At 70.3% G+C, this 22,691-nt stretch carries 20 protein-coding genes; 6 read left to right on the forward strand and 14 right to left on the reverse strand.

What is annotated here, in order from left to right:
• Positions 1-24: 24 nt before the first annotated feature.
• From CDO87_RS14440 to ileS, 3 genes are all read right to left on the reverse strand, one after another.
• Complete coding sequence (locus CDO87_RS14440; RefSeq protein ID WP_100929421.1) at positions 25-264, reverse strand: DUF3253 domain-containing protein; 240 nt, start codon at positions 262-264, stop codon at positions 25-27.
• Entirely contained in the window at positions 251-742 is a 492-nt protein-coding gene (locus CDO87_RS14445; RefSeq protein ID WP_100929422.1) for a histidine phosphatase family protein, read from the reverse strand. The genes CDO87_RS14440 and CDO87_RS14445 overlap by 14 nt, the downstream gene beginning before the upstream one ends.
• A 155-nt stretch (positions 743-897) precedes the next feature.
• Positions 898-3,894 (reverse strand): isoleucine--tRNA ligase, encoded by a 2,997-nt coding sequence (gene ileS / locus CDO87_RS14450; protein ID WP_100929423.1) that lies wholly within the window; start codon positions 3,892-3,894, stop codon positions 898-900.
• Positions 3,895-4,222: 328 nt separating this feature from the next.
• On the opposite strand from ileS, the gene CDO87_RS14455 reads away from it, so the two are divergent.
• Positions 4,223-4,627 carry a group III truncated hemoglobin gene (locus CDO87_RS14455; RefSeq protein ID WP_100929424.1) on the forward strand — a complete coding sequence of 135 codons (405 nt, stop codon included), beginning with the start codon at positions 4,223-4,225 and terminating at the stop codon, positions 4,625-4,627.
• Between the two features lie 251 nt (positions 4,628-4,878).
• The gene (locus tag CDO87_RS14460) at positions 4,879-5,250 is read left to right on the forward strand and encodes a hypothetical protein (protein ID WP_100929425.1); all 372 of its coding nucleotides are present in this window, start codon (positions 4,879-4,881) and stop codon (positions 5,248-5,250) included.
• 87 nt (positions 5,251-5,337) lie between these two features.
• On the opposite strand, the gene CDO87_RS14465 is transcribed toward CDO87_RS14460, so the two are convergent.
• The 8 genes from CDO87_RS14465 to CDO87_RS14500 form a co-directional block, all read right to left on the reverse strand.
• Positions 5,338-5,814: a DUF2269 domain-containing protein gene (locus CDO87_RS14465; RefSeq protein WP_100929426.1), complete on the reverse strand. Its 477-nt coding sequence runs from the start codon at positions 5,812-5,814 to the stop codon at positions 5,338-5,340.
• On the reverse strand, positions 5,814-7,133 hold the full coding sequence (locus CDO87_RS14470; RefSeq protein ID WP_100929427.1) for an SDR family oxidoreductase: 1,320 nt from the start codon (positions 7,131-7,133) through the stop codon (positions 5,814-5,816). Before CDO87_RS14470 ends, CDO87_RS14465 begins: the two co-directional genes overlap by 1 nt.
• Before the next feature lie 62 nt (positions 7,134-7,195).
• On the reverse strand, positions 7,196-7,564 hold the full coding sequence (locus CDO87_RS26790; RefSeq protein WP_157815003.1) for a hypothetical protein: 369 nt from the start codon (positions 7,562-7,564) through the stop codon (positions 7,196-7,198).
• A gap of 149 nt (positions 7,565-7,713) precedes the next feature.
• A complete protein-coding gene (locus CDO87_RS14480) occupies positions 7,714-8,436 on the reverse strand; it encodes a VIT1/CCC1 transporter family protein (RefSeq protein ID WP_100929429.1) in 723 nt (240 codons plus the stop codon).
• Positions 8,437-8,497: 61 nt separating this feature from the next.
• On the reverse strand, positions 8,498-11,176 hold the full coding sequence (locus CDO87_RS14485; protein WP_100929430.1) for a DUF2339 domain-containing protein: 2,679 nt from the start codon (positions 11,174-11,176) through the stop codon (positions 8,498-8,500).
• A gap of 121 nt (positions 11,177-11,297) precedes the next feature.
• A complete protein-coding gene (locus tag CDO87_RS14490) occupies positions 11,298-12,317 on the reverse strand; it encodes a YcjF family protein (RefSeq protein WP_100929431.1) in 1,020 nt (339 codons plus the stop codon).
• Positions 12,318-12,470: 153 nt separating this feature from the next.
• Positions 12,471-13,451 (reverse strand): GNAT family N-acetyltransferase, encoded by a 981-nt coding sequence (locus CDO87_RS27495; RefSeq protein WP_308213930.1) that lies wholly within the window; start codon positions 13,449-13,451, stop codon positions 12,471-12,473.
• Positions 13,452-13,453: 2 nt separating this feature from the next.
• Positions 13,454-14,866: a YcjX family protein gene (locus CDO87_RS14500; RefSeq protein WP_100929432.1), complete on the reverse strand. Its 1,413-nt coding sequence runs from the start codon at positions 14,864-14,866 to the stop codon at positions 13,454-13,456.
• A 123-nt stretch (positions 14,867-14,989) separates the two neighbouring features.
• Here CDO87_RS14500 and truA point away from each other — a divergent pair, with 123 nt between their 5' ends.
• The 4 genes from truA (at position 14,990) to argF (ending at position 19,574) form a co-directional block, all read left to right on the forward strand.
• Positions 14,990-15,760 (forward strand): tRNA pseudouridine(38-40) synthase TruA, encoded by a 771-nt coding sequence (gene truA, locus CDO87_RS14505; protein ID WP_100929433.1) that lies wholly within the window; start codon positions 14,990-14,992, stop codon positions 15,758-15,760.
• Between the two features lie 275 nt (positions 15,761-16,035).
• Complete coding sequence (locus tag CDO87_RS14510; RefSeq protein WP_100929434.1) at positions 16,036-17,172, forward strand: amidohydrolase; 1,137 nt, start codon at positions 16,036-16,038, stop codon at positions 17,170-17,172.
• 217 nt (positions 17,173-17,389) lie between these two features.
• Positions 17,390-18,571, forward strand: coding sequence for an aspartate aminotransferase family protein (locus CDO87_RS14515; RefSeq protein ID WP_100929435.1), 1,182 nt, complete (start codon positions 17,390-17,392; stop codon positions 18,569-18,571).
• 76 nt (positions 18,572-18,647) lie between these two features.
• Positions 18,648-19,574, forward strand: a complete 927-nt coding sequence (gene argF, locus CDO87_RS14520) for an ornithine carbamoyltransferase (protein WP_100929436.1) — start codon at positions 18,648-18,650, stop codon at positions 19,572-19,574.
• 48 nt (positions 19,575-19,622) lie between these two features.
• Here the strand turns inward: argF and CDO87_RS14525 are convergent, their stop codons facing one another.
• From CDO87_RS14525 to hrpB, 3 genes are all read right to left on the reverse strand, one after another.
• On the reverse strand, positions 19,623-19,817 hold the full coding sequence (locus tag CDO87_RS14525) for a hypothetical protein (protein WP_100929437.1): 195 nt from the start codon (positions 19,815-19,817) through the stop codon (positions 19,623-19,625).
• A gap of 104 nt (positions 19,818-19,921) precedes the next feature.
• Positions 19,922-20,122 (reverse strand): hypothetical protein, encoded by a 201-nt coding sequence (locus CDO87_RS14530; RefSeq protein WP_100929438.1) that lies wholly within the window; start codon positions 20,120-20,122, stop codon positions 19,922-19,924.
• 87 nt (positions 20,123-20,209) lie between these two features.
• Complete coding sequence (gene hrpB / locus CDO87_RS14535) at positions 20,210-22,687, reverse strand: ATP-dependent helicase HrpB (protein ID WP_100929439.1); 2,478 nt, start codon at positions 22,685-22,687, stop codon at positions 20,210-20,212.
• Between the last annotated feature and the right edge of the window lie 4 nt (positions 22,688-22,691).

Below are 22,691 nucleotides of genomic sequence, written 5' to 3' on the forward strand. Positions count from 1 at the left end.
TAGACCATAGGGCGAGTGTTCACGTCAACGATCCGCTTTGAGGGTAAGCCGGATCGGCCCGCGGGCGGTCACGGGATCGACCGGGGTGCCCTTCTGCGTGGCGATGAGTGGCAGGGTGGCGGCCAGGGCGCGGACGCGCGGCATCAGCGGGCGCCAGTCGCCGGAGAGGGCGCGGGCCGCCTCCGACGGGCAGAAGCTGCGCGGGGCGCGGTCCCGGGCGAGGCGGAGGAGCGCGTGGGCTATGGCGTCGTCAGGCGGGTCCATAGCGGCGGCGTTCGATGGTGACGGTCCCGTTGGCGTCGGCGCGGAGGATGGCGAGGTCGCCGTAGCCCAGCGGCGCGGGACCGGAGAGGCGGAGGTCTTCCCAGATGCGGGTCAGGTTGCCCTTGTTGCCGATCCAGATGACGGACCGGCCCTGAGCGCTTTGCACCAGCGCGGCGGTGGGCTGTTCCTGCGGGATGCGTTCGACCGGCAGGTCCAGCGCCCGGGCGAGCGGTGCTGCGGTTTCGAGGTTGCGGTCGATGCCGGGTGCGTGGATGCGGGTGACACGCAGGTCCTTGGTCGCCGCGACCAGCGCGCGGGCCCGGTCCCGGCCCTTGGCGCTCAGCAGGTCGAGCTTGTCCTGCCGGTCGGCGTGGCGGGTCAGGATCAGCGTGGAGTTCGGCGCGAGGGACAGGCCCTGCGGCGCAACGGTGCAGGCGGCGAGTGCGGGCAGCGACAGCAGGAAGGTGCGGCGGAACATCTGGCCTCCGGAGAAAGTCTCCGGATGATACTGGCAAAAGGGTGACGTTAGGGCAAGGTTTGTGGGCGCGGGGCGCCTGTGACGGGCCGGTCAGGCGGCTGGCGGTGGCGCTGAAAGAAGAACGCCCCGGCGCGTGGGCCGGGGCGTTCGGGTGTTCAGGACAGCGCCTCGTCGCAGCGGGCGCAGGTGGCGGGGTGGCTGTGGGTGCCCACGTCCGGCAGGATCTTCCAGCAGCGCTGGCACTTCTCGCCCTCCGCCTTGGCGAAGACCACGGCGATCTCCGGCACGTCGGTCACGCGGAAGGCGTCGTCGGGTGCCGGGGCGTCCGTCAGGGTGATGGCGGAGGTGATGCAGATGTCCTCGAAGGCGGTGGTCTTCAGCGCCTCTAGCATCGCGACGTCGGAGACGTGCACCACCGGCGCGGCCTCGAGCGAGGCGCCGATCACCTTGTCGGTGCGCTGGATTTCCAGCGCCGCCGTCACCGCGCGGCGGGCGCGGCGCACCATCTGCCATTTCGACGCCAGCGTGGCGTCGCGCCAGTCGGCGGGCGTCTCCGGCATGTCCTGCAGGTGGATGGAGCTGTCGTCGCCAGGGAAGCGTTCCAGCCAGACTTCCTCCATCGTGAAGACGAGGATCGGGGCGAGCCAGGTCGTCAGGCGGTGGAAGAGGATGTCCATCACGGTGCGCGCGGCACGGCGGCGGGCGGTGTCGCCGTCGCAATAAAGCGCGTCCTTGCGGATGTCGAAGTAGAAGGCCGACAGCTCGATGGTGCAGAAGTTGAAGACCTGCTGGAAGACGCCTTGGAAGTCGTACTTCGCGTAGCCTTCGCGCACGGTCTTATCCAGCTCCGCGAGGCGGTGCAGGATGTACTGTTCCAGCTCCGGCATGTCCTTCGCGTCGACGCGCTGGTCCTCGGTGAAGTGGCTGACCGCGCCCAGCAGGTAGCGCATGGTGTTGCGCAGTCGGCGGTAGCTGTCGGCCACGTTCTTGAGGATCTCGGGCCCGATGCGCAGGTCTGCGGTGTAGTCCGACTGCGCCACCCAGAGCCGCAGGATGTCGGCGCCGTACTGCTTGGTCACGTCCTCAGGCGCCACGGTGTTGCCGAGCGACTTGGACATCTTGTTGCCCTTCTCGTCCAGCGTGAAGCCGTGGGTCAGCACGCCGCGGTAGGGCGCCCGTCCGCGCGTGCCGCAGGCCTGCAGCATCGACGAATGGAACCAGCCGCGGTGCTGGTCGGTGCCTTCGAGGTAGAGGTCGGCGAGGCCGTCCTTCGATCCGTCCTCGCGGTCGCGCAGCACGAAGGCGTGGGTCGAGCCGCTGTCGAACCACACGTCGAGCACGTCGAAGACCTGCTCGTACTCGGCGGCATTGTGGTCGTTGCCGAGGAACCGCTCCTTGGCGCCGGGCTTGTACCAGGCATCCGCGCCTTCGGCCTCGAAGGCTTCGAGGATGCGGGCGTTGACCTTCTCGTCACGCAGCAGGAAGTCCGGATCGTCGGGCCGGGTGTCCTTGCGCACGAAGCAGGTCAGCGGCACGCCCCAGGCGCGCTGGCGCGAAAGCACCCAGTCAGGCCGCGCCTCGATCATCGAGTGCAGGCGGTTGCGCCCGGTCTGCGGCGTCCACTGCACCAGCTCGTCGATGGAGGTCAGCGCGCGGGTGCGGATCGTGGTGCCGTAGGCGTCGTTGCCGTCGCCCACCGGCTTGTCGATGGCGGCGAACCACTGCGGACGGTTGAGACGGATCACCGGCGCCTTGGAGCGCCAGGAGTGCGCGTCCGAGATCGTCAGCCGCTGGCGGGCCAGCAGGTGGTGCACCTCGATCAGCTTGTCGATGACGGCCTTGTTGGCCTTCCCGGGCTTGCCCTTCTCGTCGTAGATCCGCAGCCCGCCGAAGAACGGCAGGTCCTCGCGGAAGGAGGAGTCGTCGAGGATGTTGTAGGTCATCTCCAGCCCGTGGGCGCGGCCGATGGCGTAGTCGTCGTCGCCGTGCGAGGGCGCGGTGTGCACGAAGCCGGTCCCGGCGTCCGCCGTGACGTGTTCGCCGCGCAGAACCGGCACCGGGTAGTTCCATTCGCCGCCGCCCTGCGGCACGCCCTCGAACGGGTGGGCGCAGGTGAAGCAGTCGAGCAGCTCCGGCGGAGCATCGCGCAGGCGGGTGAACTGGTGCGGCTCCAGCCGGGCGCGGGCGAAGGTCGCCTCGGCCAGGTCGTCGGCCATGACGTATTTCTCGCCCTTCACGGCCCAGCATTCCTCGGGCGTGTCGAGCACCTCGTAGATGCCGTAGCTGATCGAAGGGTTGTAGCAGATCGCGCGGTTCTGCGGGATCGTCCAGGGCGTCGTCGTCCAGATGATGACGTAGGCGTTGGCGCAGTCGGCCGAAAGCGCCTGCACTTCCTCGGAGTACTTCTCCTCTCCGACCTGGTCGAGCAGCAGGTCGGTCAGCGCGTCGGAGCCGGAGATCCCCGCGACACGGAAGGCGACCCAGATCGCGTCGGTCTGGCGGTCGTGGTATTCCACCTCCGCCTCGGCCAGCGCGGTCTTTTCGACCGGCGACCACATCACCGGCTTGGAACCCTGGTAAACGAGGCCGTTCATCAGGAACTTCTGGAATTCCTCGGCGATCACGCGTTCGGCGTGGAAGTCCATGGTCAGGTAGGGATCGGCCCAGTTGCCGGTCACGCCGAGCCGCTTGAACTCTTCGCGCTGGATGTCGATCCAGCCCTCGGCGAAGCGGCGGCATTCCTGGCGGAAGTCGACGACGTTGATGGCGTCCTTGTCCTTGCCCTTGGCGCGGTACTGTTCCTCGATCTTCCACTCGATGGGCAGGCCGTGGCAGTCCCAGCCGGGGATGTAGCGCGCGTCGCGGCCCATCATCTGCTGGCTGCGGACGATGAAGTCCTTCAGCACCTTGTTCAGCGCGTGGCCGATGTGCAGGTGGCCGTTGGCGTAGGGCGGGCCGTCGTGCAGCGTAAAACTTTCGCGGCTCTCGTCCGCGGCGGCCTTGGCCCGGAGCTTGCCGTAGACGTCCATCTCGGCCCAGCGGGCCAGCCAGTCGGGTTCACGCTTGGGCAGGCCCGCGCGCATCGGGAAATCGGTCTTCGGCAGCGCGAGCGTGTCTTTGTAGTCGATCGTGTCGGGGGTGTCGGCGCACATGGGGGCGTCCTTCGGGTCGGAATGCGGGTATCGGGGGTGCGGCGGCGCGGTCAGCCCATGCGCCTTGTCCCGGCGTCTCTCTTCAGAGCGCCGGGCAGCTAATTCGAATGATGAAAGCACAGGTCATCATGCGCGCCTTATAGGACGCGGCGCCGGAGGGGTCCAGCGCTGTCGTGCCGCCCGCGCCCGCGTTGTCCTGCCCCCGCGGCTGGGCCGTTCCGGCCCCCGTGCCCGTGCGGTCATGACCCTGTGCCGCAGTGACCTTCTGTCCTGCCCGGGTCTATGCTGCGCCCGCAAGATCGAGGCGTCCGGCAGAGGGGTTGCGGACATGGCGGTACAGGCGAAATTCCCGGTGACGCGCGCGGATATCGAGCGCGTCGTGGCGGCCTTCTACGCGCGCGTCCGCGTGCATCCGGGGCTGGGGCCGGTCTTTGCCGTGCATGTGGAGGACTGGCCGTCGCACGAGGCGCGGGTGGCCGACTTCTGGGCCAACGCGATCCTTGGCGAGCGGCGCTACGACGGCAACCCGGTGCGGGTGCACCAAGAGGCGGGCAATGTCCGGCCCGGCATGTTCGAGACGTGGCTCGCGCTTTTCGATCAGGTGCTGCAGGCGGAACTGACGCCGGAGCAGGCGATGGCGTGGTCGGCGCTGGCGCATCGGATCGGCGGCAGCCTGCGGGCCGGCGTGGTCGAGAAGATGCGCGGCCCCGGCGGCGTGCCGATTCTCCGCTAGGTCGGTTCCCGCCGCACGCCTGAGGTCGGCGGAAGCTGGCCAATCCCCCGGAAACGCGGAAGAAATCCGCCTGCCGCGCTGCGCGCCGGTTTGGTGCGCGCCGTTTCGGCGGGAACCGGCTTGGCCCGGCATGCGGTTTTGGCAGGCGCAGGCCGATGCCCGGGAGGGGGCATTGAGACACGGCCAAATACCCCCATCCTATTGTCGTGCCCGGTACGCAAACCCGGGACCAACCCAAGAGGAGATGGGCCATGACGTATGAGGCCGAAGACCCGTATCTGAAAATGCACCGTGACCGCACCGAGACCTATGGCCGGGACGATCCCGCGCTGGTCCAGACCCGCCGCAAGGGCGTCTGGTCCATCGCCGGGCTGGTGGCCGGTGTCGTCTTGGTGATCGCCGTGGCACTGACCGTGTTCCTCGGGCCGTCCGCGACCACCACCCCGGTGGATCCGGCGGCACAGGAAACGGCGGTTCCGGTCGATCCCGACTCGGGCGCTCCGGCGGCAGATGCCCCGGCGGCTTCCGAGATGACCGCCGATCCGTCCAGCGAAGCCGCGCCGGTTGCTCCCGCCGCGCCCGAGGCTTCGGACGGTGGCGCCACCACCACTCCGCTTCAGTAATCCCCCGACTGAGGTGCGGAGAGGCCGGGACCCTGCGATGGGTCCCGGCCTTTTTCATGTGCGACAGGGGCGGTTCGAAACGTCAGGTCAGAACGTCAGGGCCGGGCGGGTGAGCATCAGCCACAGGATCGCCGCCACCGCGAAGAACGCCGGGAAACCGCAGGCGAACCAGATGCGGAACAGCCGGAAGTAGCGGTCAGGCAGCGGTGTGCCCTCGGACACGGCCACGCGCGCGAGGTCGCGCAGCCTGATCTGTATCCAGACCACCGGCAGCCAGAACACGCCCGTCAGCACGTAAAGCGCGATGGAGAGGAGGAGCCAGCCCTCCGTCAGGCTCCAGCCGATTTCCCGTGCCAGCAGGACGCCGGTGACCGGCTGGGCGACCACCGCGGTCAGCGTGAAGAGGGTGTCGGCCAGCACCACGGTCCCGGCGACATGGGCGATGGCCCGCGCGTCCCGCGACAGATGCGCCATCAGCATGAAGAAGGCGATGCCCGCGCCGGTGCCGAGAAGCACGGTGGCGCCGACGACATGCATCCAGCGCAGGATCTCGGCGTAGGCCATCAGCGCGTCTCCAGCAGCGCGGGCGTGACGGCGGCGAGCATCATGGCGGGCAGCACCTTGACCAGCGGCCCCAGCGGATCGGCCCACATGCCGGGGGTGAAGAGGGTGGCGGAGGAGAGGTAGACGAGCGACACGCCGATCATGGCAAGGCATACGCGGGCAGCGATGGGGCGATAGAGGACCGCGAGGCCAAGCGCCACGTCCACCACGGCCCAGAAGGCGACGGAGGTTGATGCGAGGCTCTGGGGCCAGCCGATGCGCGTCAGGTGTTCGGCGGCGGGGCCGATCTGCCAGAGCCCGATCAGCCCGGACAGCAGCCAGAAGAGCGACAGCGTGGCCACGGCCGGCGGCATCAGGAGCGCGGCACGGGCCTGCAGCCGGTGTTCGGGGCCGAGGCGGGCCTTCGTCAGCGTGTCCTGCAGGGGCGCAAGGGTCTGGCCGGTTTGCCCCTGCCACGGGCGCGGGTCGCCGGTCACCCCGTCGGCCAGCACGTCGATGGCGGTCGACCGGAGCGGGCTGCGCCAGCCTGCATGTGCAAGCGCGTCGGCGATGCGGGCGGTGGGTTTGAGCGTCCCGTGGGGCAGGGTGAGTGTGGCGCGCGCCTGCGCGAAGCCGAGGGCGTGGCGATGCGCTGCGATGACCTCTGCCAGGCTGTGGGTCTGCGCCTCGACGAGGTCGAAGGTGTGGCCCGCGGGCAGGTCGCCTGTGGCGGCGATTGCGACCGCCTCTGCCAGATCGGCCAGCGATACGGTCTGGATCGGCGTGTCGGGCAGGGCCTGCGGCTGGACCAGCGGCACGGCGGCCAGCATCCTGAGAAGCATCGTGCCGCCATAGGCGCTTTGCCCGATCACGAGGCCGGAGCGCAGGATCACGGCGTCCGCGCCGGAGGCCAGGAGCGCCGCATCTCCCCGCGCCTTGGACGCGAAGAAGACGGTGGGGTGGTCGGGCTGCACGCCTGCGGCAGAGACCTGCACGATCCGGACGCCCCTTCCCGCGGCGGCCTTGCCCAGTGCTGCGACGGCGTGGTGATGCAGCGTTTCGAGGTCGTCGCCCGGGCCGTCCTGCAAGGCGCCCGCGCAGTTCACCACGACCTCGACCCCGTCGAGCAGCACGGCCCAGCCGGAGGCCTCCATCCGCGAGAGGTCTGCCTTGCGGAAGGGCAGCATCGGCAGGGCCTGCGCGGCGCTGGCGGCCGACCGGCCGGAGGCGATGACGCGATGGCCACGGGCGTGAAGGGTGCGGCAGACCTCCGTCCCGATCAGGCCGTAGGCGCCGAGGATCAGGATGGTCTTGGGGGCCGTGGCAGGGGTGTGGGTCATGCCGTTTCTTTCACCCGGCGCGGCGTTGGTGTCCAGAGCGGCGGCCCCGGCCGGAAGGGCGGTCAGGCGGCGTAGCCGGAGCGGGGAGGCGCCGTGTCGGGCAGGGCGCGGCCGTCGCGGGCCAGCGCGGTCCAGGGGATCTGCGCCGGGGTCAGGCGCGACGGGCGGCGGGGCCGCAGCCGCAGCGCCACGGCGGCCAAGCTCAGCGCCGCCCATGTCACGGGCAGAAGCGCGACGATCCCGGGGGTGAAGGCCCAGACGGCGGGCAGGAAGAGCACGGCGGCGACGGCGTTGGCGCCGAAGTAGGCCGCGCAGGCCCGGGCCTCGGGCCGGAGGGCGCAGGCGGCATGGGCGGTGAAGAGGATGAGCATGCCAAGCGCGCCAAGCAGATGCACAACGGTCGTCTGTGAGGCAATGAAAGCTTCGGTCATCCGGAAATCCTTCGGATCGGCTGGGCGCTGGAAAATGGCTTGTGCGGAGTATCGCGGCGGGGGACCGCTGCGGGTAGTGGGGTATACCGGACTGAAAACGCCGAGTCGGGTCAAGACAGAGCTGCGCCCGCCTTCGCCGGGGCGGCGTGTCAGCCGAAGAGCGTGCCCACGAAATAGGCCAGCGCCGCCGCCGTGCCGCCGATCAGCAGCGTTTCCGTGCCGGAGCGCCACCACGGCGCCAGCGACCAGCGGCTTTTCAGCGTGCCGATCCCGAAGAAGGCGGCGAGGGTCATGATGGCGGAGGTCGCGAAGGGTTCCGACACCGGCAGCAGGAAGGGCAGGAGCGGCACCATCCCCGCCACGAGGAAGGCGGCGAAGGTCACCAGCGCGGCCCGCATCGGGTGCGGATCGGCGGAGCCCAGCCCGTAGACGCCGTCGAGGATCATGGAGATCCAGCTTTGCCGGTTGAGGGCGATCTGGCGGGTGGCGGCTTCGAGCGTCTCGCCCGACAGGCCCTTCTGCGCGAGGATTGCGCGCAGCTCGCGCCGCTCGTGGTCGGGATCGGCGCGGATCAGTTCCTCCTCGAGGCGGCGGATGCGCTGGATGTTGTCCAGCTCGGCCTTGGTGGCCATGTAGTTGCCCGCCGCCATGGAAAAACCGTCGGCCAGCACGTTGGCAAAGCCGAGCGCGAGGATGATGAAGGTCGACAGCCCCGCGCCCTGCACGCCCGCGACGATGGCGAAGGTGGTCACCGCGCCGTCGATCGCGCCGTAGACGAGGTCGCGCAGGTCGCCGCGGCCCGGCGGATCGGCCAGCCGCGCGGCGATCTGGGCGTCGGTTTCGGGGTCCTTGGCGCGGGTCAGGTCTGGCATGGCGGGCGTCCGTTGCGGGCTGGCGTGCGCCTGCGGTTAGACCTGCTCGGACGCCCCGTGGTCAAGGCAGGCGGCTTTGCACCCAGCGGTTCAGCCAGGCGAGGCCGGCCAGCGACAGCCCCAGCAGCAGGAAGGAGAACACCCGCGCCAGCCCGTCGAGGCCGGAGATGTCCAGGAGGAACACCTTCGCCACCGCCACGGCGATCACCGCCATCCCGGCGCGGCGCAGCAGGTCGGACCGGCGTTGCAGCGCCCGGGTGAAGAGCGCGGCCCCCACCAGCAGGAGTGCGACGGTGTGGCTGTAGAGTTCCGGCTGGGTGATGCCCGCCGCGATCCCCATGGCGTCGCCGCCCTGCCAGAGGTGGCGGATCGCCATGCCCGCCCAGAACACCGTCAGCGCCGTGGCCGGGACCGCAAGACCGATGCGCAGCGCCTTCGGGCCGGAGAGGCGCGCGGCGCCCGCGGCCAGCGCCAGCGCGGGCAGGAGGTAGGCGGGGATCAGCGTGTTGAGCAGCACCGGCCCCGCGACGGTCTGTCCGCCGAACAGCGGGTTGGCGAGGCTGAGGGCCGCCACCTCGAACCCCAGCGCGACGAGGCCGAAGATCACCGCGAGCGCGAGGCGCAGCAGGCGGAGCGGCCCGCCGCCGCCCATGCGCATGACCTGAGCCAGCGCGGCCAGCGTCCAGATCGTCGCGTGCAGGCCGGTGATCCAGTGCTCCTGCCCCGCGGCGTGGCCGGTCATGCCTTCGATCAGGTGGTAGAGCGTCAGCGATGCGGTCATGCCGCCTGCCGACCACGCGGCGCTTTCGAGGAAGAGCTTCGCGCGCGACCGGGCCTCCGGCAGGAGGGCGCGGGCGGCGAGCAGGGCGGCCAGCGTGCCGCCGTAGGTGAGGAACATCTCGGCAAAGCCCACCTCCACCGCCCAGTCGAGGCCGGGGTCGGCCAGCAGCCGGTACCCCAGGGCGGCGATCCCGGCAGTGATGAAGCCGGTCATCGGCGCGAGGTCGAAGCGGCGGTCGAGCGCGGCGGCGGCCAGCACGGTGGCCGCCAGCGCGAGGGTCAGCGCCGCATCGGTGAGGATGACGGTCAGCGCAAAGGCGAGGCAGGCGAGCGCCGAGAGCGTGGCCAGCGCGGCGCGCAGCCGGTCCGTGCCGTCGATCCGGGCAAAGCGCGCGGCGAGCGCGGTCATCAGCCCGCCGAGCGCCAGCGCGTGCAGCGCCCAGGGCCAAGCGCCGATGAGAGTGGCGGGCTGCCACGTGACTTCGAGCGCGAGGCCGCCCAGCGGGGCGATCAGGGCGGCAGCGGCGGCCCAGTGGGCCTTGAACGGGTCGCCCTTCAGGCTGCGCAGCGCGGCGGCGAGCGTCAGGACCAGAGGTGCCAGCATGGCGAGGGTGACGGTGAGCGGCAGGCGCTGTTCGGTCAGACCTTCCTGCGCGTCGAGCGTGGCGAAGAGCGTGGTCAGGACGGCGCGGTTCAGCTCTGGCGCCAGCAGGAGGAGGAGGGTCGCGGCGACAGGCAGGACGGCGAGGTCCTGAAGGCCGGGCGCCCTGTGGGACCAGAGCGTCAGCGCCGCGCCGAGGAGCGTCGCGAGGGCCAGTGCGGTCCACCATGCGGTCAAGCCGAAGGTGGCCGAGCTGAGCAGCACGAGGGTCGAGGCCAGCGTGGCACCGGCGGCCAGCAGCGTCGGGAAGGCCGGGCGGGTCTTTTCCAGCGCTTGCAGGAGGCAGGGCGCGGCGTGATCGGGCGTCAGGCTACGCGCCGGGATCAGGATCGCCAGCACAGCCAGCAGCGTGGCGTGGACGGCGTAGGCGGTGGCCATCGTCTCGGTCGGTTCGGCGAGCAGCAGCAGCGCGCCGGTGGCAAACCCGCCGACGAGCGCCAGGACAGAGACCCAGGCCCAGCGGCGCAGCGTGTCGATACCGAGGCCGAGTGCGGCGAGGAGCGCGAAGTAGAGGAGGAGCCATTCGGGCTGATCGCTTTGGCCGCCGACGAGGAAGGGCGCGGCGAACCCGCCCGCAAGCCCGATGGCGGCCAGAAGCGGCCCGTTGATCCAGCCGAGGACCAGCCCGCCGAGGGCCGTGGCAAAGAGCAGCGCAAGCGCCGGGCCGGGGTCGATCAGCCCGTAGAGCAGGCGCGCGGCGAGGACGCCGCCCATCAGCGAGACGAGACCGGCGGACGAGAGGGTGGAGGGCAGGTAGGCGGTGGCGCTGTCCTCCGTGTCGCCGGAGCGGCGGCGGATTCGCTCTCCTCCGAAGATCAGGGCGGCGCCGAAGACGAGCGCGGCGGCGACCCGGGCACGCGGGGTCAACAGGCCGGTTTCCACGCCGTATTGCACGAGGAAGATGCCCGCCAGCGCGAGGGAGACGGCGGCGATGGCGTAGAACCAGTTCTGCGCGAGCCAGCCGGTGAGGCGCGCCGCGATGGACGGGCCCTTCGGTTCGGGGGCGGGGGTCGCACGGGGCGACGCCGCGGGTTGGGGTGGTTGGGGCTGGGGTGGCGGCGCGGGCTCGGGTTCCGGCTCTGCGGGGCGTTCGGCGACGGCGGGCGCGGGCGTCGTTGCGGCTGCGAGGGTCTGGTCCGGCTGGTCCCGCCAGGGTGTCCGACCTGCGGTCAGGGTGTCGACCCTCTGGCGCAGTTCGGCCAGTTCCCGGAACAGGCGGGCCTGCCGGACGATGAGGACGATCACCACCACCGGCAGGGCCAGGAAGATGATGCCGACGAGGACGAGTAGGGCTTCCACGCGCTGCGCTCCGATTGTTCGTGGCGCACTCAATCACGCCGGGCGCGGCTTGGGAACCGGTGGGTTTCCTGACTTTTGGGCAGGGGGGGCGAACCCGCGCGTGCCGCGCGGAACCCCCACCCTACGGGGCGGTGCGCCCCTTGTCCTGCTGGAACAACCCGCTCAGCGAGGAGCGCACGATGGAACGGACGGAGGGCCGCTTGCCCGGGCCGAAGGGCAGGGGGCGGCAGACCTCCATCGCGGCGACGCCCACGCGGGCGGTGAGGGCGCCGTTGACCATGCCCTCGCCGAAGCGGCGGGAGAGCTTGCCCAGGATTCCCGCGCCGAAGATCGGTTCCAGCATGTCGTCGCCCACCGCCACCGCGCCGGTGGCCACGAGGTGCGAGAAGACCGCGCGGGTAAGCCGCCAGCTGCCCAGAGTGCCGGAGCGTCCGCCGTAGATCTCCGCGATGCGGCGGATCATCCGCAGGTTGGCGGTCAGCGCGGCGGCGACGTCGGCAAGGGCCAGCGGCACCAGCGCGGTGACGGCGGCGACCTGCCGGGCGGCGGCCTCCACCTCGCGCCGGGCCTGCAGGTCGAGAGGGGCGAGCAGTTCGTTTTCGGCGTGGGTGATGAGGCCCGAGGCATCGAAGATCTCGTCCCGGCGGGCGGCAAAGCGGTCGCGGCCCCAGCGCGTGTCCTCGCGCCCCTTGTAGAGGCCCACCAGCCTGTCGGAGAGGTCGCGAGCAAGGGCCAGATCGTCCTCGGCCAGTGCGGTGTCGGCCTGACGGTGCAGGGAGTCGATCTTCGACAGGCGGGCGAAGGCGGAGAGTTCCTTGACCACGATGGCCACACAGACCAGCAGGAAGGCGGCAAGGAGCGCGGTCACCGCCCAGCCGAGCGCCGGGTTGGCGGCGATCAGCCCGGTGGCGAAGTTCCACGCGGCGATGGAGACGAAGGTCCCCACGAGCGCGGCCAGCAGGCGCCAGAACCAGCGCGCGAGGGTGGAGACGCGTCGGGTGGTCAGGGCCGCGACGGTGGCCATGGCCGCCCCTTCGGGCGGCGGGGTCAGGTCGGGGACGGGCGGAACCTCTGACGGGGAGGGGGCGGCGCTGTCGTCGTCGAGGTCGATGAGGACGGGGCCCTTGCGCGTGTCGGTCATGGTTTGGATCCTGAAGCGGTGGAGCGGAGGGGCGTGGCCCCGTCGCGCGTGGCGCGACTCTCCCTTTGAAGCGGGCGTCCGGAGGGTGGCCCGTGAGTTTCGGCCTGCGAAATCCGGCCCGCGAAATCGGGCGGCCCGGTGCGGATGGTGCGGTCAGCCGGTGGTGTCTTTCCTGTCTGACGTGGCCTTCGCGTCCTTGCCGGTGCCAGTGCCGGATGCCCCGGCCGTCCCGCCTTCGGCAGTCTTGCCCTTGTCCCCGGTGTCGTCCTCGGCCATGTCCGCGCGCGTCCAGAGAAAGCGTATGTCTGGCAGGCCTTCCTCGTTGTGATCGCCGTCCGATTCCTCCACCGGGCGGAAGCCTTCGCGGCGGTAGAAACGCTGCGCGCCGCGGTTGGCCTGCAGGGTCCAGAGTTCGAGGCTGTCGCACTTCGCCTTGGCGTCGTCGAGCAGCAGGGTGCCGATGCCGCTGCCCTGCGCCTCGGCGGCGATGTAGAGGCTGTGGATGTAGCCGCCGTCGCGGGCGATGAAGCCCGCGGGGGTGTAGTCGACCTCGGCCACCGTGACCCAGCCCTTGTCGATCATGCGGCCCGCGTGGGCGATGTCCTCGGCGCCGGTGTGGAGCCGGGGCATCCACGGCTGGCCCGCCACCGCGCGGGTGATCATGTCGCCGACACGGCCCGCGTCGAGCGGATGGCCCGGACGCAGGCTGACGATCGGACCGGGCATCGGACCGGGCGCAGGGCCGGGGTCGCCGGGCAGGCCGGGGACCTCGGAGGGGATCTCCTGCGGCGGCAGGTCCGGCGCCGGGGTGCCCGGGATCTCTGTCGGGTTGCCGGGCTGGTCCGGTTCGGGCGTGCCGGGCACTTCGTCCGGTGCGTCCGGCGGCAGGTCGTGGCCGGGATCGGAGGGATCGGGCACGCCCGGCAGGTCGTCCGGGACCTCCTCGGGGGGCGTGTCCGGCGGCAGGTCCGGTTCGGGCGCGTCGGGCACCTCTTCGGGCCGCGGATCGGGCAGGTCGGGGGCGGGCGTACCCGGCTCTTCCGAGGGAGGCTGCTCCGGCGGCAGGTCGGGGTTCGGCTCGTCCCGTCCCCCTTCGTTGCGGGAGGAGGTGGGTTCGCGGGTCATGGCAGTCATCGTCACAGGCGGTCTCCGATCAGGAACTGGGCGGCGCGGTCGAGGCGGATGTGCGGCGGGCCCTCGCCGGGTTTCAACGTCAGCGGTGCGGGAGCGAAGGACATGATGGAATAATCCTGCCCCAGCCATTCGGAGGCGCCTTCGCGGGCAGGGGACAGCAGGTGCGCGGGATCCTCCGGCAATTCGCCGGGATAGAAGGCCGCGCGCTTGCCAGTGTCCAGCAGGGTGCCGCGCACGCAGGGCAGGTCGCGGCCCTCGTGGGCGATGACCTCTTCGGTGGTGGCGCGCAGGGCGGCGAGCGACAGGGCCTGCGTGTCGGCCCCGGCAAAACGTGCGCGGTCGCGGGCGTCGCGGGTCAGCGCCTCCATCACCGCGGTCAGGCGGGCGTGCTGGGTGTGGTGCAGGTGGTCGGCCTTGGTCGCGGCAAAGAGGATGCGGTCGATCCGCCGTCCGAGGAAGAGCTGCGTCAGGAAGGACGAGGCGCCGGGGCGGAAGGCGGTCAGGATGTCGGCCAGCGTGCGCCGCAGGTCCTCGACGGCGCGGGGGCCTGCATGGATCGCGCCGAGCGCGTCGACCAGCACGATCTGCCGGTCGAGCCGGGCAAAGTGGTCCTGGAAGAAGGGTTTGACCACGCGGGACTTGTAGGCGTCGAAGCGGCGCTCGAACTCCCGGTAGAGCGAGCCGCGCGATGCATTGACCGGCGGCAGGGGCGCGAAGGTCAGGACGGGGGAGCCGGCCAGGTCGCCGGGCAGAAGGAAGCGCCCCGGCCCGCAGTCGGAGAAGCCGTCGCGGCGGGCGGCGTTCTGCGCCTCCGTGTAGGCCTTGGCCAGACGCTGCGCCACGGGTTCGTCGAGCTTCGCCTCCGCCGCCTCGGTGGTGGCCATGGGCAGGAAACCGCCGGGATCGGGGCGGCGGGTCATGCGGTCCAGCATGTGTTCGGACCACTGGGCGTAGGACTTCTCCATCAGGCCGAGGTCCAGCAGCCATTCGCCGGGATAGTCGATGATGTCGAGGTGCAGGGTGCGCGGGCCCTGCAGTCCCGACAGGAGGCCCTGCGGACGCACCTTCAGCGACAGGCGCAGCTCCGACACGGCGCGTGTGCTGTCCGGCCAGCGCGGTTCGCGCGCGGTGAGCGCGGCGAGGTGGGTCTCGTAGTCGAAACGCGGGATGGTGTCGTCGGGCTGCGGCTGCAAAAAGGCGGTGAGGATGCGGCCCTCGGACTGCGCGACAAGCCCCGGCATCCGGGCGCGGTCCATCAGGTTCGCCACGAGCGAGGTGATGAACACCGTTTTCCCGGCCCGCGACAGCCCGGTCACACCGAGGCGCAGGGTGGGTTCGAAGAAGGTCTCCGAGATCGTGCTGGTTGCGCTGTCTATGCCCCGGGCGAGGCCGTCGGCGAGAGTGGTCAGGACCATGGGAGCCTTTGCAGTTGTTCGTTCTGAACTTAGGGTGCTGAGGCGGCCGCTGCCAGTGTCTTGCTTGGTCTTGCCGGTCGTGCGGGTGTAGACGCCGCCCGCGGGCCGCGCTAAGCGGCGCACATGCCAAGATACGCATTGCTCGTGGAATATGATGGCCGCCCGTTTGCGGGGTGGCAGCGCCAGGCGGCGCAGCCTTCGGTGCAGCAGGCCATCGAGGAGGCGCTGGCGCGGCTGGAGCCCGGCCCGTTCACCATCGCCGGGGCAGGGCGCACCGATGCGGGCGTGCATGCGCGCGGGCAGGTGGCGCAGTGCGACATGGCGAAGGACTGGGATCCGTTCCGGCTGTCGGAGGCGCTGAATTTCCATCTGAAGCCCGCGCCGGTGGCGATCCGGGCCTGCGCGCGGGTGGCCGACGACTGGCACGCGCGGTTCTCGGCGGTGGAACGGCGCTACCTGTTCCGCATCCTGATGCGCCGTGCGCCTGCCACGCTGGAAGAGGGGCAGGTCTGGCGGGTCATGCATCCGCTCGACGTGGAAGCGATGCGCGCGGGCGCGGCCTACCTTGTGGGGCGGCACGACTTCACCACCTTCCGGTCGGTGATGTGCCAGGCGAAATCGCCGGTCAAGACGCTGGATTCGCTGGAGATCGAGGCGGTGGACGGTCCCGCCGGGCCGGAGGTCCGGTTCTCTCTGCGCGCCCGGTCCTTCCTGCACAACCAGGTGCGATCCTTCGTCGGCACGCTGGAGCGGGTTGGCGCCGGAGCCTGGACGCCCGAACGGGTGCGCGAGGCGCTTGAGGCCCGCGACCGCGCCGCCTGCGGGCCGGTCTGCCCGCCGCAGGGGTTGTACCTGACAGGTGTCGGCTACCCGGAGGACCCGTTCGGGGGGTAAGCGCCATTTGGTTGTGCGCGTGTCGGTCAACTGGCTGTTAAGCGCGTCTGTCCCAGTCGGCCGTGCAGTTCTCGGAGGTCTTGCCAAGTGCGCGTCCTGTTCGTGCGGCATCCGCTGCCGCTGCCGCTGGTGGCCGGGCTGGGGATTGCCGCCAACACGGCGCTGATCCGGTTCCAGGGTCGGTCATGCCGTAAGCGCCAAGGGCCGCGGTTATTGCACCCGTTCGCCCGCCGTGATGGGATGACCGCAAACAACGGCAACCGGGGAGAACGGCCATGACAGGCGTCACGCAAGAGGACATCGCCGCTGCGCGCGACCTGCGGCACAGGCTGCACCGCGCGCCCGACCTCTCGGGCGAGGAATCCGCCACCGCGGCGATCATCGCCGACCACCTGCAGGCGCTCCAGCCCGCCGCGCTGACCACCGGCCTTGGCGGCACCGGCGTTGCCGCCACCTTCGGCACGGGCGACCGCGGCCTGCTGATCCGCTGCGAACTGGACGCGCTGCCGATCGTCGAGACCGGGCAGCCCGCTTGGCGCTCCGAACGCGAGGGCGTGGCGCATCTTTGCGGTCACGACGGCCACATGGCGGTGCTGTACGCCGTGGCCCGCGTCCTGTCGCGGCAGCCGCCCGACACGCGCGTGATCCTGCTGTTCCAGCCCGCCGAGGAAACCGGGCAGGGCGCCCGCGCGGTGATCGAGGATGCCCGCTTCGACACGCTCGGCGCGGACATGGCGGTGTCGCTGCACAACATGCCCGGCCTGCCGCTGGGCGCCGTCGCGCTGCAGGAGGGGCCGGTCAACTGCGCCTCGCGCGGGCTGCGCGTGCGCCTTTCGGGACGCACGGCCCACGCATCAGAGCCGGAAAAGGGCGTCTCTCCCGGTCTGGCGCTGGCCCGGCTTATCGCCGATTTCGGCGCGCTGAGCCGCGACCTGCCGACCGAACATCCCGACTTCCGGCTGGCGACCGTGACCCACGCCCGGCTGGGCGTTCCGGCGTTCGGCGTGGCGCCGGGCGAGGGCGAGATCATGGTGACCCTGCGCACCCTCTTCGACGACCGCATGGCCGCGCTGGAGGCGGAGGCCCGCGCGCTGGTTGCAAGGGCCGCCACGGGGCTGACCGCGGACATCACGGTGCACGAGGCCTTCGGTCATTGCGTGAACGCGCCCGAGGCCGTCGCCCTGCTGGAGCGCGCCACCCAGGGCTGCCGCCGCGTGTCCGAAGGAATGCCCATGCGCGCCTCCGAGGACTTCGGCCGCTTCGGCGCGGACATGCCGGCGGCGATGCTCTTCCTCGGGGCGGGGGAAACCTGCCCGCCGCTGCACGCCCCCGACTACGACTTCCCCGACGCACTGATCGGCACCGGCGCAGACATCTTCCTGCGCGCCGCCGCCGGTTTCGCCGCGCGCTGAACAGGGCCGCCCTCTCAAATCGCTTGCTTTCCGCGCCGGAACCGGTCAAAGACGCGCCATGATGCAAAAGACGATCATCCGACGAGCCTGAGCTCTTCTCCGCGTGCCTTTCCGGTGCGCCCGTCGTCCTGCGTCACCTTCCCGAGAACCGGTCCGTCTTGACTAAAGCCTGTGGGCTTGCCACCAATCGGACCTCTATTTCCAGAGGACATGAGCCATGATCCCTTCCGTTCTGCCGACCTACAACCGCGCGCCCCTGCACTTCGTGAAGGGCGAGGGCGCCTGGCTGATCGAGGAGGACGGGCGCCGATTCCTCGACCTCGGCAGCGGCATCGCGGTGAACGCCCTGGGCCATGCCAACCCCGATCTGGTCGCCGCGCTGACCGAGCAGGCGTCGAAGCTCTGGCACGTGTCGAACCTCTACGAGATCCCGCAGCAGCAGGCGCTGGCCGACAAGCTGGTCGAGGTCACCTTCGCCGACACGGTGTTCTTCACGAACTCCGGCACGGAGGCCTGCGAACTGGCGGTCAAGATGGCCCGCAAGTACTGGTACGAGAAGGGCGAGAAGGAAAAGGTCGAGATCCTGACCTTCTCCGGCTGCTTCCATGGCCGGTCCTCCGCGGCCATCGCGGCCTCCGGGTCGGAGAAGATGGTCAAGGGCTTCGGCCCGGTGCTCGACGGTTTCATCCACCTCGACTGGGGCGATCATGACGCGCTGCACGCCGCGATCACCGAAAAGACCGCCGCGATCCTGATCGAGCCGGTGCAGGGCGAAGGCGGCATCCGCCCGCTGCCCGACCAGTGCCTGAAAGGCCTGCGCACGCTCTGCGACGAAAAGGGCGTGCTCCTGATCCTCGACGAGGTGCAGTGCGGCGTCGGCCGGACCGGACGTCTTTTCGCGCATGAATGGGCGGGCATCACACCGGACATCATGATGGTCGCAAAAGGCATCGGCGGGGGCTTCCCCCTGGGCGCCGTGCTGGCCACCGAGGAGGCCGCCAGCGGCATGGTCGCGGGCACCCACGGATCGACCTACGGCGGCAACCCGCTGGGCTGCGCCGTGGGCAAGGCGGTGATCGACCGGATCTCCGACCCGGCCTTCCTCGAGACGGTGAACGCCCGCGCGGGCCTCCTGCGCCAGAAGCTCGAAGGGCTCATCGCCGCCCACCCCGACACCTTCGAGGAGGTGCGCGGCATGGGCCTGATGCTGGGTCTCAAGTGCACCGCCAAGGCCGCCGCCGCCGACGTGGTGAAGGCGGGCTACGCCGCAGAGGTCATCACCGTGCCCGCCGCCGACAACGTCGTGCGCCTGCTGCCGCCGCTGAACATCACCGAGGCGGAAATCGCCGAGGCGCTCGACCGCCTCGACAAGGCCGCGACCGCCTTCGAAGCCGCCTGATCTTCATCTTGGCAAAAATACCCTCGGGGTCCGGGGCAGCGCCCCGGTTCCTCCGCAAGAGCAAAGAATTCGACCGATGAACCACTTCCTCGACATCCACAAGACCGACAAGGATGCCCTCAGGGGCATCATCGACAACGCCCGGGCCGTGAAGGACGCGCGCAAGGGCAAGCCGAAAGTGGAACCCGACGACGAGCTGCCGCTGAAGAACCGCATGGTGGCGCTGATCTTCGAGAAACCCTCGACCCGGACGCGCACCTCCTTCGACGTGGGCGTGCGCCAGATGGGCGGGCAGACCATGGTGCTGTCGGGCTCCGACATGCAGCTGGGCCACGGCGAGACCATCGCCGACACAGCCCGCGTCATGTCGCGCTATGTCGACATGATCATGATCCGGACCTTCGACGAATCCGTGCTGGAGGAGATGGCCGAATACGCCTCCGTCCCGGTCATCAACGGGCTGACCGACCGTACGCACCCCTGCCAGATCATGGCCGACGTGATGACCTTCGAAGAGCACCGCGGCCCGATCGCCGGCAAGAAGGTGGTCTGGTGCGGCGACGGCAACAACGTCTGCGCCTCCTTCCTGCATGCCGCCGGGCAGTTCGGCTTCGACCTGACCTTCTCCGGTCCCGTCCAGCTCGATCCGGAGCCGGAATTCGTCGGTTGGGCGCGGCAGCAGGGCAGCAAGATCACCATCGAGCGCGACCCGGCCAAGGCCGTTGAGGGCGCCGACCTCGTGATCGCCGACACGTGGGTGTCGATGCACGACGCGCAAAGCGCGCGCGAGCGGCGGCACAACATGCTGCGCCCCTACCAGGTGAACGCGGCGCTCATGGCGCATGCCAAGGACGACGCGCTGTTCATGCACTGCCTGCCCGCGCACCGCGAGGAAGAGGTCACCTCCGAGATCATGGACGGCCCGCATTCGGTCATCTGGGACGAGGCGGAGAACCGTCTGCACGCCCAGAAGGCGATCATGCGCTGGTGTGTCGGCGGCTGATCCGTCACCTGCACGACACCCCGTAGGGTGCAGATTCTGCACCCTACGTCAGAACACCGCCTGCGCCAGCCAGTAGATGCTGCCGGCCCAGAAGGCGGGGACGACCGTCCAGACCAGCGCCCAGACCAGAGGTCGCGCCGGGTGCTGGTCCTCCCACCTGCGGGGGCCGCGATAGGCGACGAAGGGGGCGGTGGCGCCGATGCGGCGCGGAAGCTCGGCAGGATCGGGCGCGGAATCGGTCAAGGCAGCCTCTTCTTTCGGTTTCCGGTGCCATAACGTTACCGGGCCGTGGTTAATTTTCCCTGAGTGTCCTTCTGGCCACGGGGCCACGGCTGCGCCAAGGCCCGTCAGTACAGCTGCTCGGCTGCCCAGACGACCGCGACCAGCCAGACCACCGGCACCAAGGCCATGACCATGGCCCGCACCATCAGCAGGTTCAGGTCCCTGGTCTCGCCGCGGTGGGCCGGGCGCAGATGCGGCACGGGGACGAGGCGGCGTGGCGCCTGTCCCAGGTGCGAACGCAGCGGTTCGGGGGCGAACATCGGCATGTCATGTCCTTTCGCGATCTGCGACAGGCACTTAGCGAGGCATCCGTTAACGCGGTCCAAGGTCTTTGCGGCGCTGACGGGGCGATTTCACGTCCCGCGCGGTTTCGCGCGCAGCGTGGGATCGGCCTCTGTCGGGTCCTCAGGCCAGGGGTGGCGAGGGTAGCGCGCGCGCATTTCCTTGCGCACGTCGGCATAGGATCCGGACCAGAAGCCGGGCAGGTCCATGGTGGTCTGCACCGGGCGCTGCGCCGGCGACAGCAGCGTGACCTTCAGCGGCGTCCGCCCGACCATCGGGTGGGTCGTCTGGCCGAACATTTCCTGCAGCCTGAGCGAGATTTCCGGATGATCGCCGGAGTAGTCGATGGGAATCTGCCGACCCAGCGGCGTGGTGAAATGCGCCGGGACCGCTGTGTCGAGCGCCTGCATCTGTCCCCAGTCCAGCCGTCCGCGCAGCGCGGGCAGAAGGTCGAACCGCTTCCAGTCCTCGGCGGTCTTCACCCCGTCGAGGTAGGGCAGGAGCCAGTCTTCGAGGTCGTCCACCAGCGCCTCGGGCGACATGTCGGGCAGATCCTGTCCGGCCTCGCGGGCCAGCGCCACTCGGGCGAGGAACCTGTGGACAGGTCCGGATAGTGCAAGGCCGAGGTCGCGGACGCCGTCAAGCATCGCCCTGGAGATCGCATCCGTGGGGGCGTCCTTCCAGACGCGGTCGTCGAGCGCGATGGCGCCCAGCCGTTCCTGGCGGCGGGCGACCACGCGACGTTCCCGTTTTGACCACGCGCATGTATCGACCCAGCCGATGCTGTCGGCGAAGAGCGTGCGCACTTCGGACAGCGAGATCGCGATGGCCTGCCGGATCCTGGCCTCGCGCGGGTTGCCGTCCGTGTCGGTCACGACGATCAGCCGTTCGCCGGCCAGAGGATCGGCCTCGTCCATCACCGCGCCCTTTCCGCCCGACAACTGGAAGCGCGGCGCGTCTCCCTTGCGTCTGAGGCCGATGCGGTCGGGGTAGGCGAGCGCGGCCATTTCCGCCGCGGACCAGTGCCTGTCGGTATCCCGGGATTCCCCTGCCGTTCCAGCCCGTTTGGCACTTATCCTCGTGCTCTTGGCGAGCCGCCGGGCTTCCTGCCGGATGCGGTCGAGCGCGGGGCGGCGCAGACCGATGGCGCGGGTCTCCTGAAAGCGTTTCGGATCGGCCAGCGCCTCCAGCCTCAGGGACAAGTCTGTGGATGCTCCTGTGAGTGGATCGCGATCCGACAAGAGTGCGGCCGTTTCAGCGGCAGATGGACCGCAGGTCTGAAGCATATGGGCAAGCCGCGGGTGCAGCGGAAATGTGGACAACTGACGCCCGTGCGCGGTGATCCGGCCCTCGGCGTCCAGCGCGCCCAGCATTTCGAGCAGCGCGCGCGCCTCCGACAGTGCGCCCGGGGGCGGCGGCGTCAGGAAGGGCAGGTCCTCCGCGCCCCAGAGCGCCAGTTCCAGCACGAGCGACGACAGGTCGGCTGCCTCGATTTCTGCCGGGGGGAAGGGGCTTAACGCGCCTTCCTCACCCTTCGTCCAAAGCTTGTAGGCGGTGCCCGGGGCGACACGCCCGGCGCGCCCGGCACGCTGCGTGGCCTCGGCGCGGGTCACGCGCTCCGTCACCAGCCGGGACATGCCGGAGCCGGGATCGAAGCGCGCCCTACGTGCCTTCCCGCCGTCGACGACGACGCGGATATCCTCGATGGTCAGCGATGTTTCGGCGATGGAGGTGGCGAGCACCAGCTTGCGTCCGTCCGTTTCCGGCCGGATGGCGGCGCGCTGGTCCTTCAGGTCCATGGCGCCGAAAAGGGGGCGGATATGGGTGCCGGCGGGCAGTCGGCCCTTCAGCAACGCCTCTGTCCGGCGGATTTCACCTTCGCCCGGGAGGAAGGCGAGGATGCCGCCTTCGGTCTCTGCATGGGCCTTCACGATCAGGTCGGCCATGGCGGCGTCGAAGCGGGTCTGTTTCGGCAAGGGCGTGTCGCGCCAGACGGGCTCTACCGGGTAGGCGCGGCCTTCGGAGGTCACCACCGGCGCGCCCATGAGTTCGGCCACCGGGGCGGCGTCGAGCGTGGCGGACATCACCAGCAGGATCAGGTCGTCGCGCAGCGCACCCGCGATTTCGAGGCAAAGCGCGAGGCCCAGATCGGCGTTGAGGGAGCGTTCGTGGAACTCGTCGAAAAGCACCGCGCCGATGCCGCCAAGCTCCGGATCGGACTGGATCATCCGCGTCAGGATGCCCTCGGTCACAACCTCGATCCGGGTGTCCTTCGACACGGCGCTTTCGCCGCGCATGCGGTAGCCGACGGTCTGGCCCGGCTGTTCGCCCAGTTGCTCGGCCAGCCGTTGCGCGGCGGCGCGCGCGGCCAGCCGGCGGGGTTCGAGCATGACGATCCGGCCCTCGGTCAGGCCCGCGTCGCGCAGGGCGAGCGGCACGCGCGTCGTCTTGCCCGCGCCGGGCGGGGCCTGCAGCACGGCCCGGCCGTTGTCACGCAGGGCGGCGATCAGCTCGGGCAGGGCGGCGTCGATGGGCAGGGTCTGGGACATGTGC

This window comes from Sagittula sp. P11, from assembly GCF_002814095.1.
Taxonomy (GTDB): domain Bacteria; phylum Pseudomonadota; class Alphaproteobacteria; order Rhodobacterales; family Rhodobacteraceae; genus Sagittula.

Excerpts from the sequence above, each read along its gene's own strand:
- CDO87_RS14500 (WP_100929432.1), bottom strand. The coding sequence starts at position 14,866 with ATGGTCCTGACCACTCTCGCCGACGGCCTCGCCCGGGGCATAGACAGC.
- ileS (WP_100929423.1), bottom strand. The coding sequence starts at position 3,894 with ATGTGCGCCGACACCCCCGACACGATCGACTACAAAGACACGCTCGCG.
- argF (WP_100929436.1), top strand. The coding sequence starts at position 18,648 with ATGAACCACTTCCTCGACATCCACAAGACCGACAAGGATGCCCTCAGG.
- CDO87_RS14460 (WP_100929425.1), top strand. The coding sequence starts at position 4,879 with ATGACGTATGAGGCCGAAGACCCGTATCTGAAAATGCACCGTGACCGC.
- CDO87_RS14490 (WP_100929431.1), bottom strand. The coding sequence starts at position 12,317 with ATGACCGACACGCGCAAGGGCCCCGTCCTCATCGACCTCGACGACGAC.
- CDO87_RS14445 (WP_100929422.1), bottom strand. The coding sequence starts at position 742 with ATGTTCCGCCGCACCTTCCTGCTGTCGCTGCCCGCACTCGCCGCCTGC.
- CDO87_RS26790 (WP_157815003.1), bottom strand. The coding sequence starts at position 7,564 with ATGACCGAAGCTTTCATTGCCTCACAGACGACCGTTGTGCATCTGCTT.
- CDO87_RS14455 (WP_100929424.1), top strand. The coding sequence starts at position 4,223 with ATGGCGGTACAGGCGAAATTCCCGGTGACGCGCGCGGATATCGAGCGC.
- CDO87_RS14480 (WP_100929429.1), bottom strand. The coding sequence starts at position 8,436 with ATGCCAGACCTGACCCGCGCCAAGGACCCCGAAACCGACGCCCAGATC.
- CDO87_RS14515 (WP_100929435.1), top strand. The coding sequence starts at position 17,390 with ATGATCCCTTCCGTTCTGCCGACCTACAACCGCGCGCCCCTGCACTTC.
- CDO87_RS14440 (WP_100929421.1), bottom strand. The coding sequence starts at position 264 with ATGGACCCGCCTGACGACGCCATAGCCCACGCGCTCCTCCGCCTCGCC.
- CDO87_RS14470 (WP_100929427.1), bottom strand. The coding sequence starts at position 7,133 with ATGACCCACACCCCTGCCACGGCCCCCAAGACCATCCTGATCCTCGGC.
- truA (WP_100929433.1), top strand. The coding sequence starts at position 14,990 with ATGCCAAGATACGCATTGCTCGTGGAATATGATGGCCGCCCGTTTGCG.
- CDO87_RS14530 (WP_100929438.1), bottom strand. The coding sequence starts at position 20,122 with ATGCCGATGTTCGCCCCCGAACCGCTGCGTTCGCACCTGGGACAGGCG.
- CDO87_RS27495 (WP_308213930.1), bottom strand. The coding sequence starts at position 13,451 with ATGACTGCCATGACCCGCGAACCCACCTCCTCCCGCAACGAAGGGGGA.
- CDO87_RS14465 (WP_100929426.1), bottom strand. The coding sequence starts at position 5,814 with ATGGCCTACGCCGAGATCCTGCGCTGGATGCATGTCGTCGGCGCCACC.
- CDO87_RS14510 (WP_100929434.1), top strand. The coding sequence starts at position 16,036 with ATGACAGGCGTCACGCAAGAGGACATCGCCGCTGCGCGCGACCTGCGG.
- hrpB (WP_100929439.1), bottom strand. The coding sequence starts at position 22,687 with ATGTCCCAGACCCTGCCCATCGACGCCGCCCTGCCCGAGCTGATCGCC.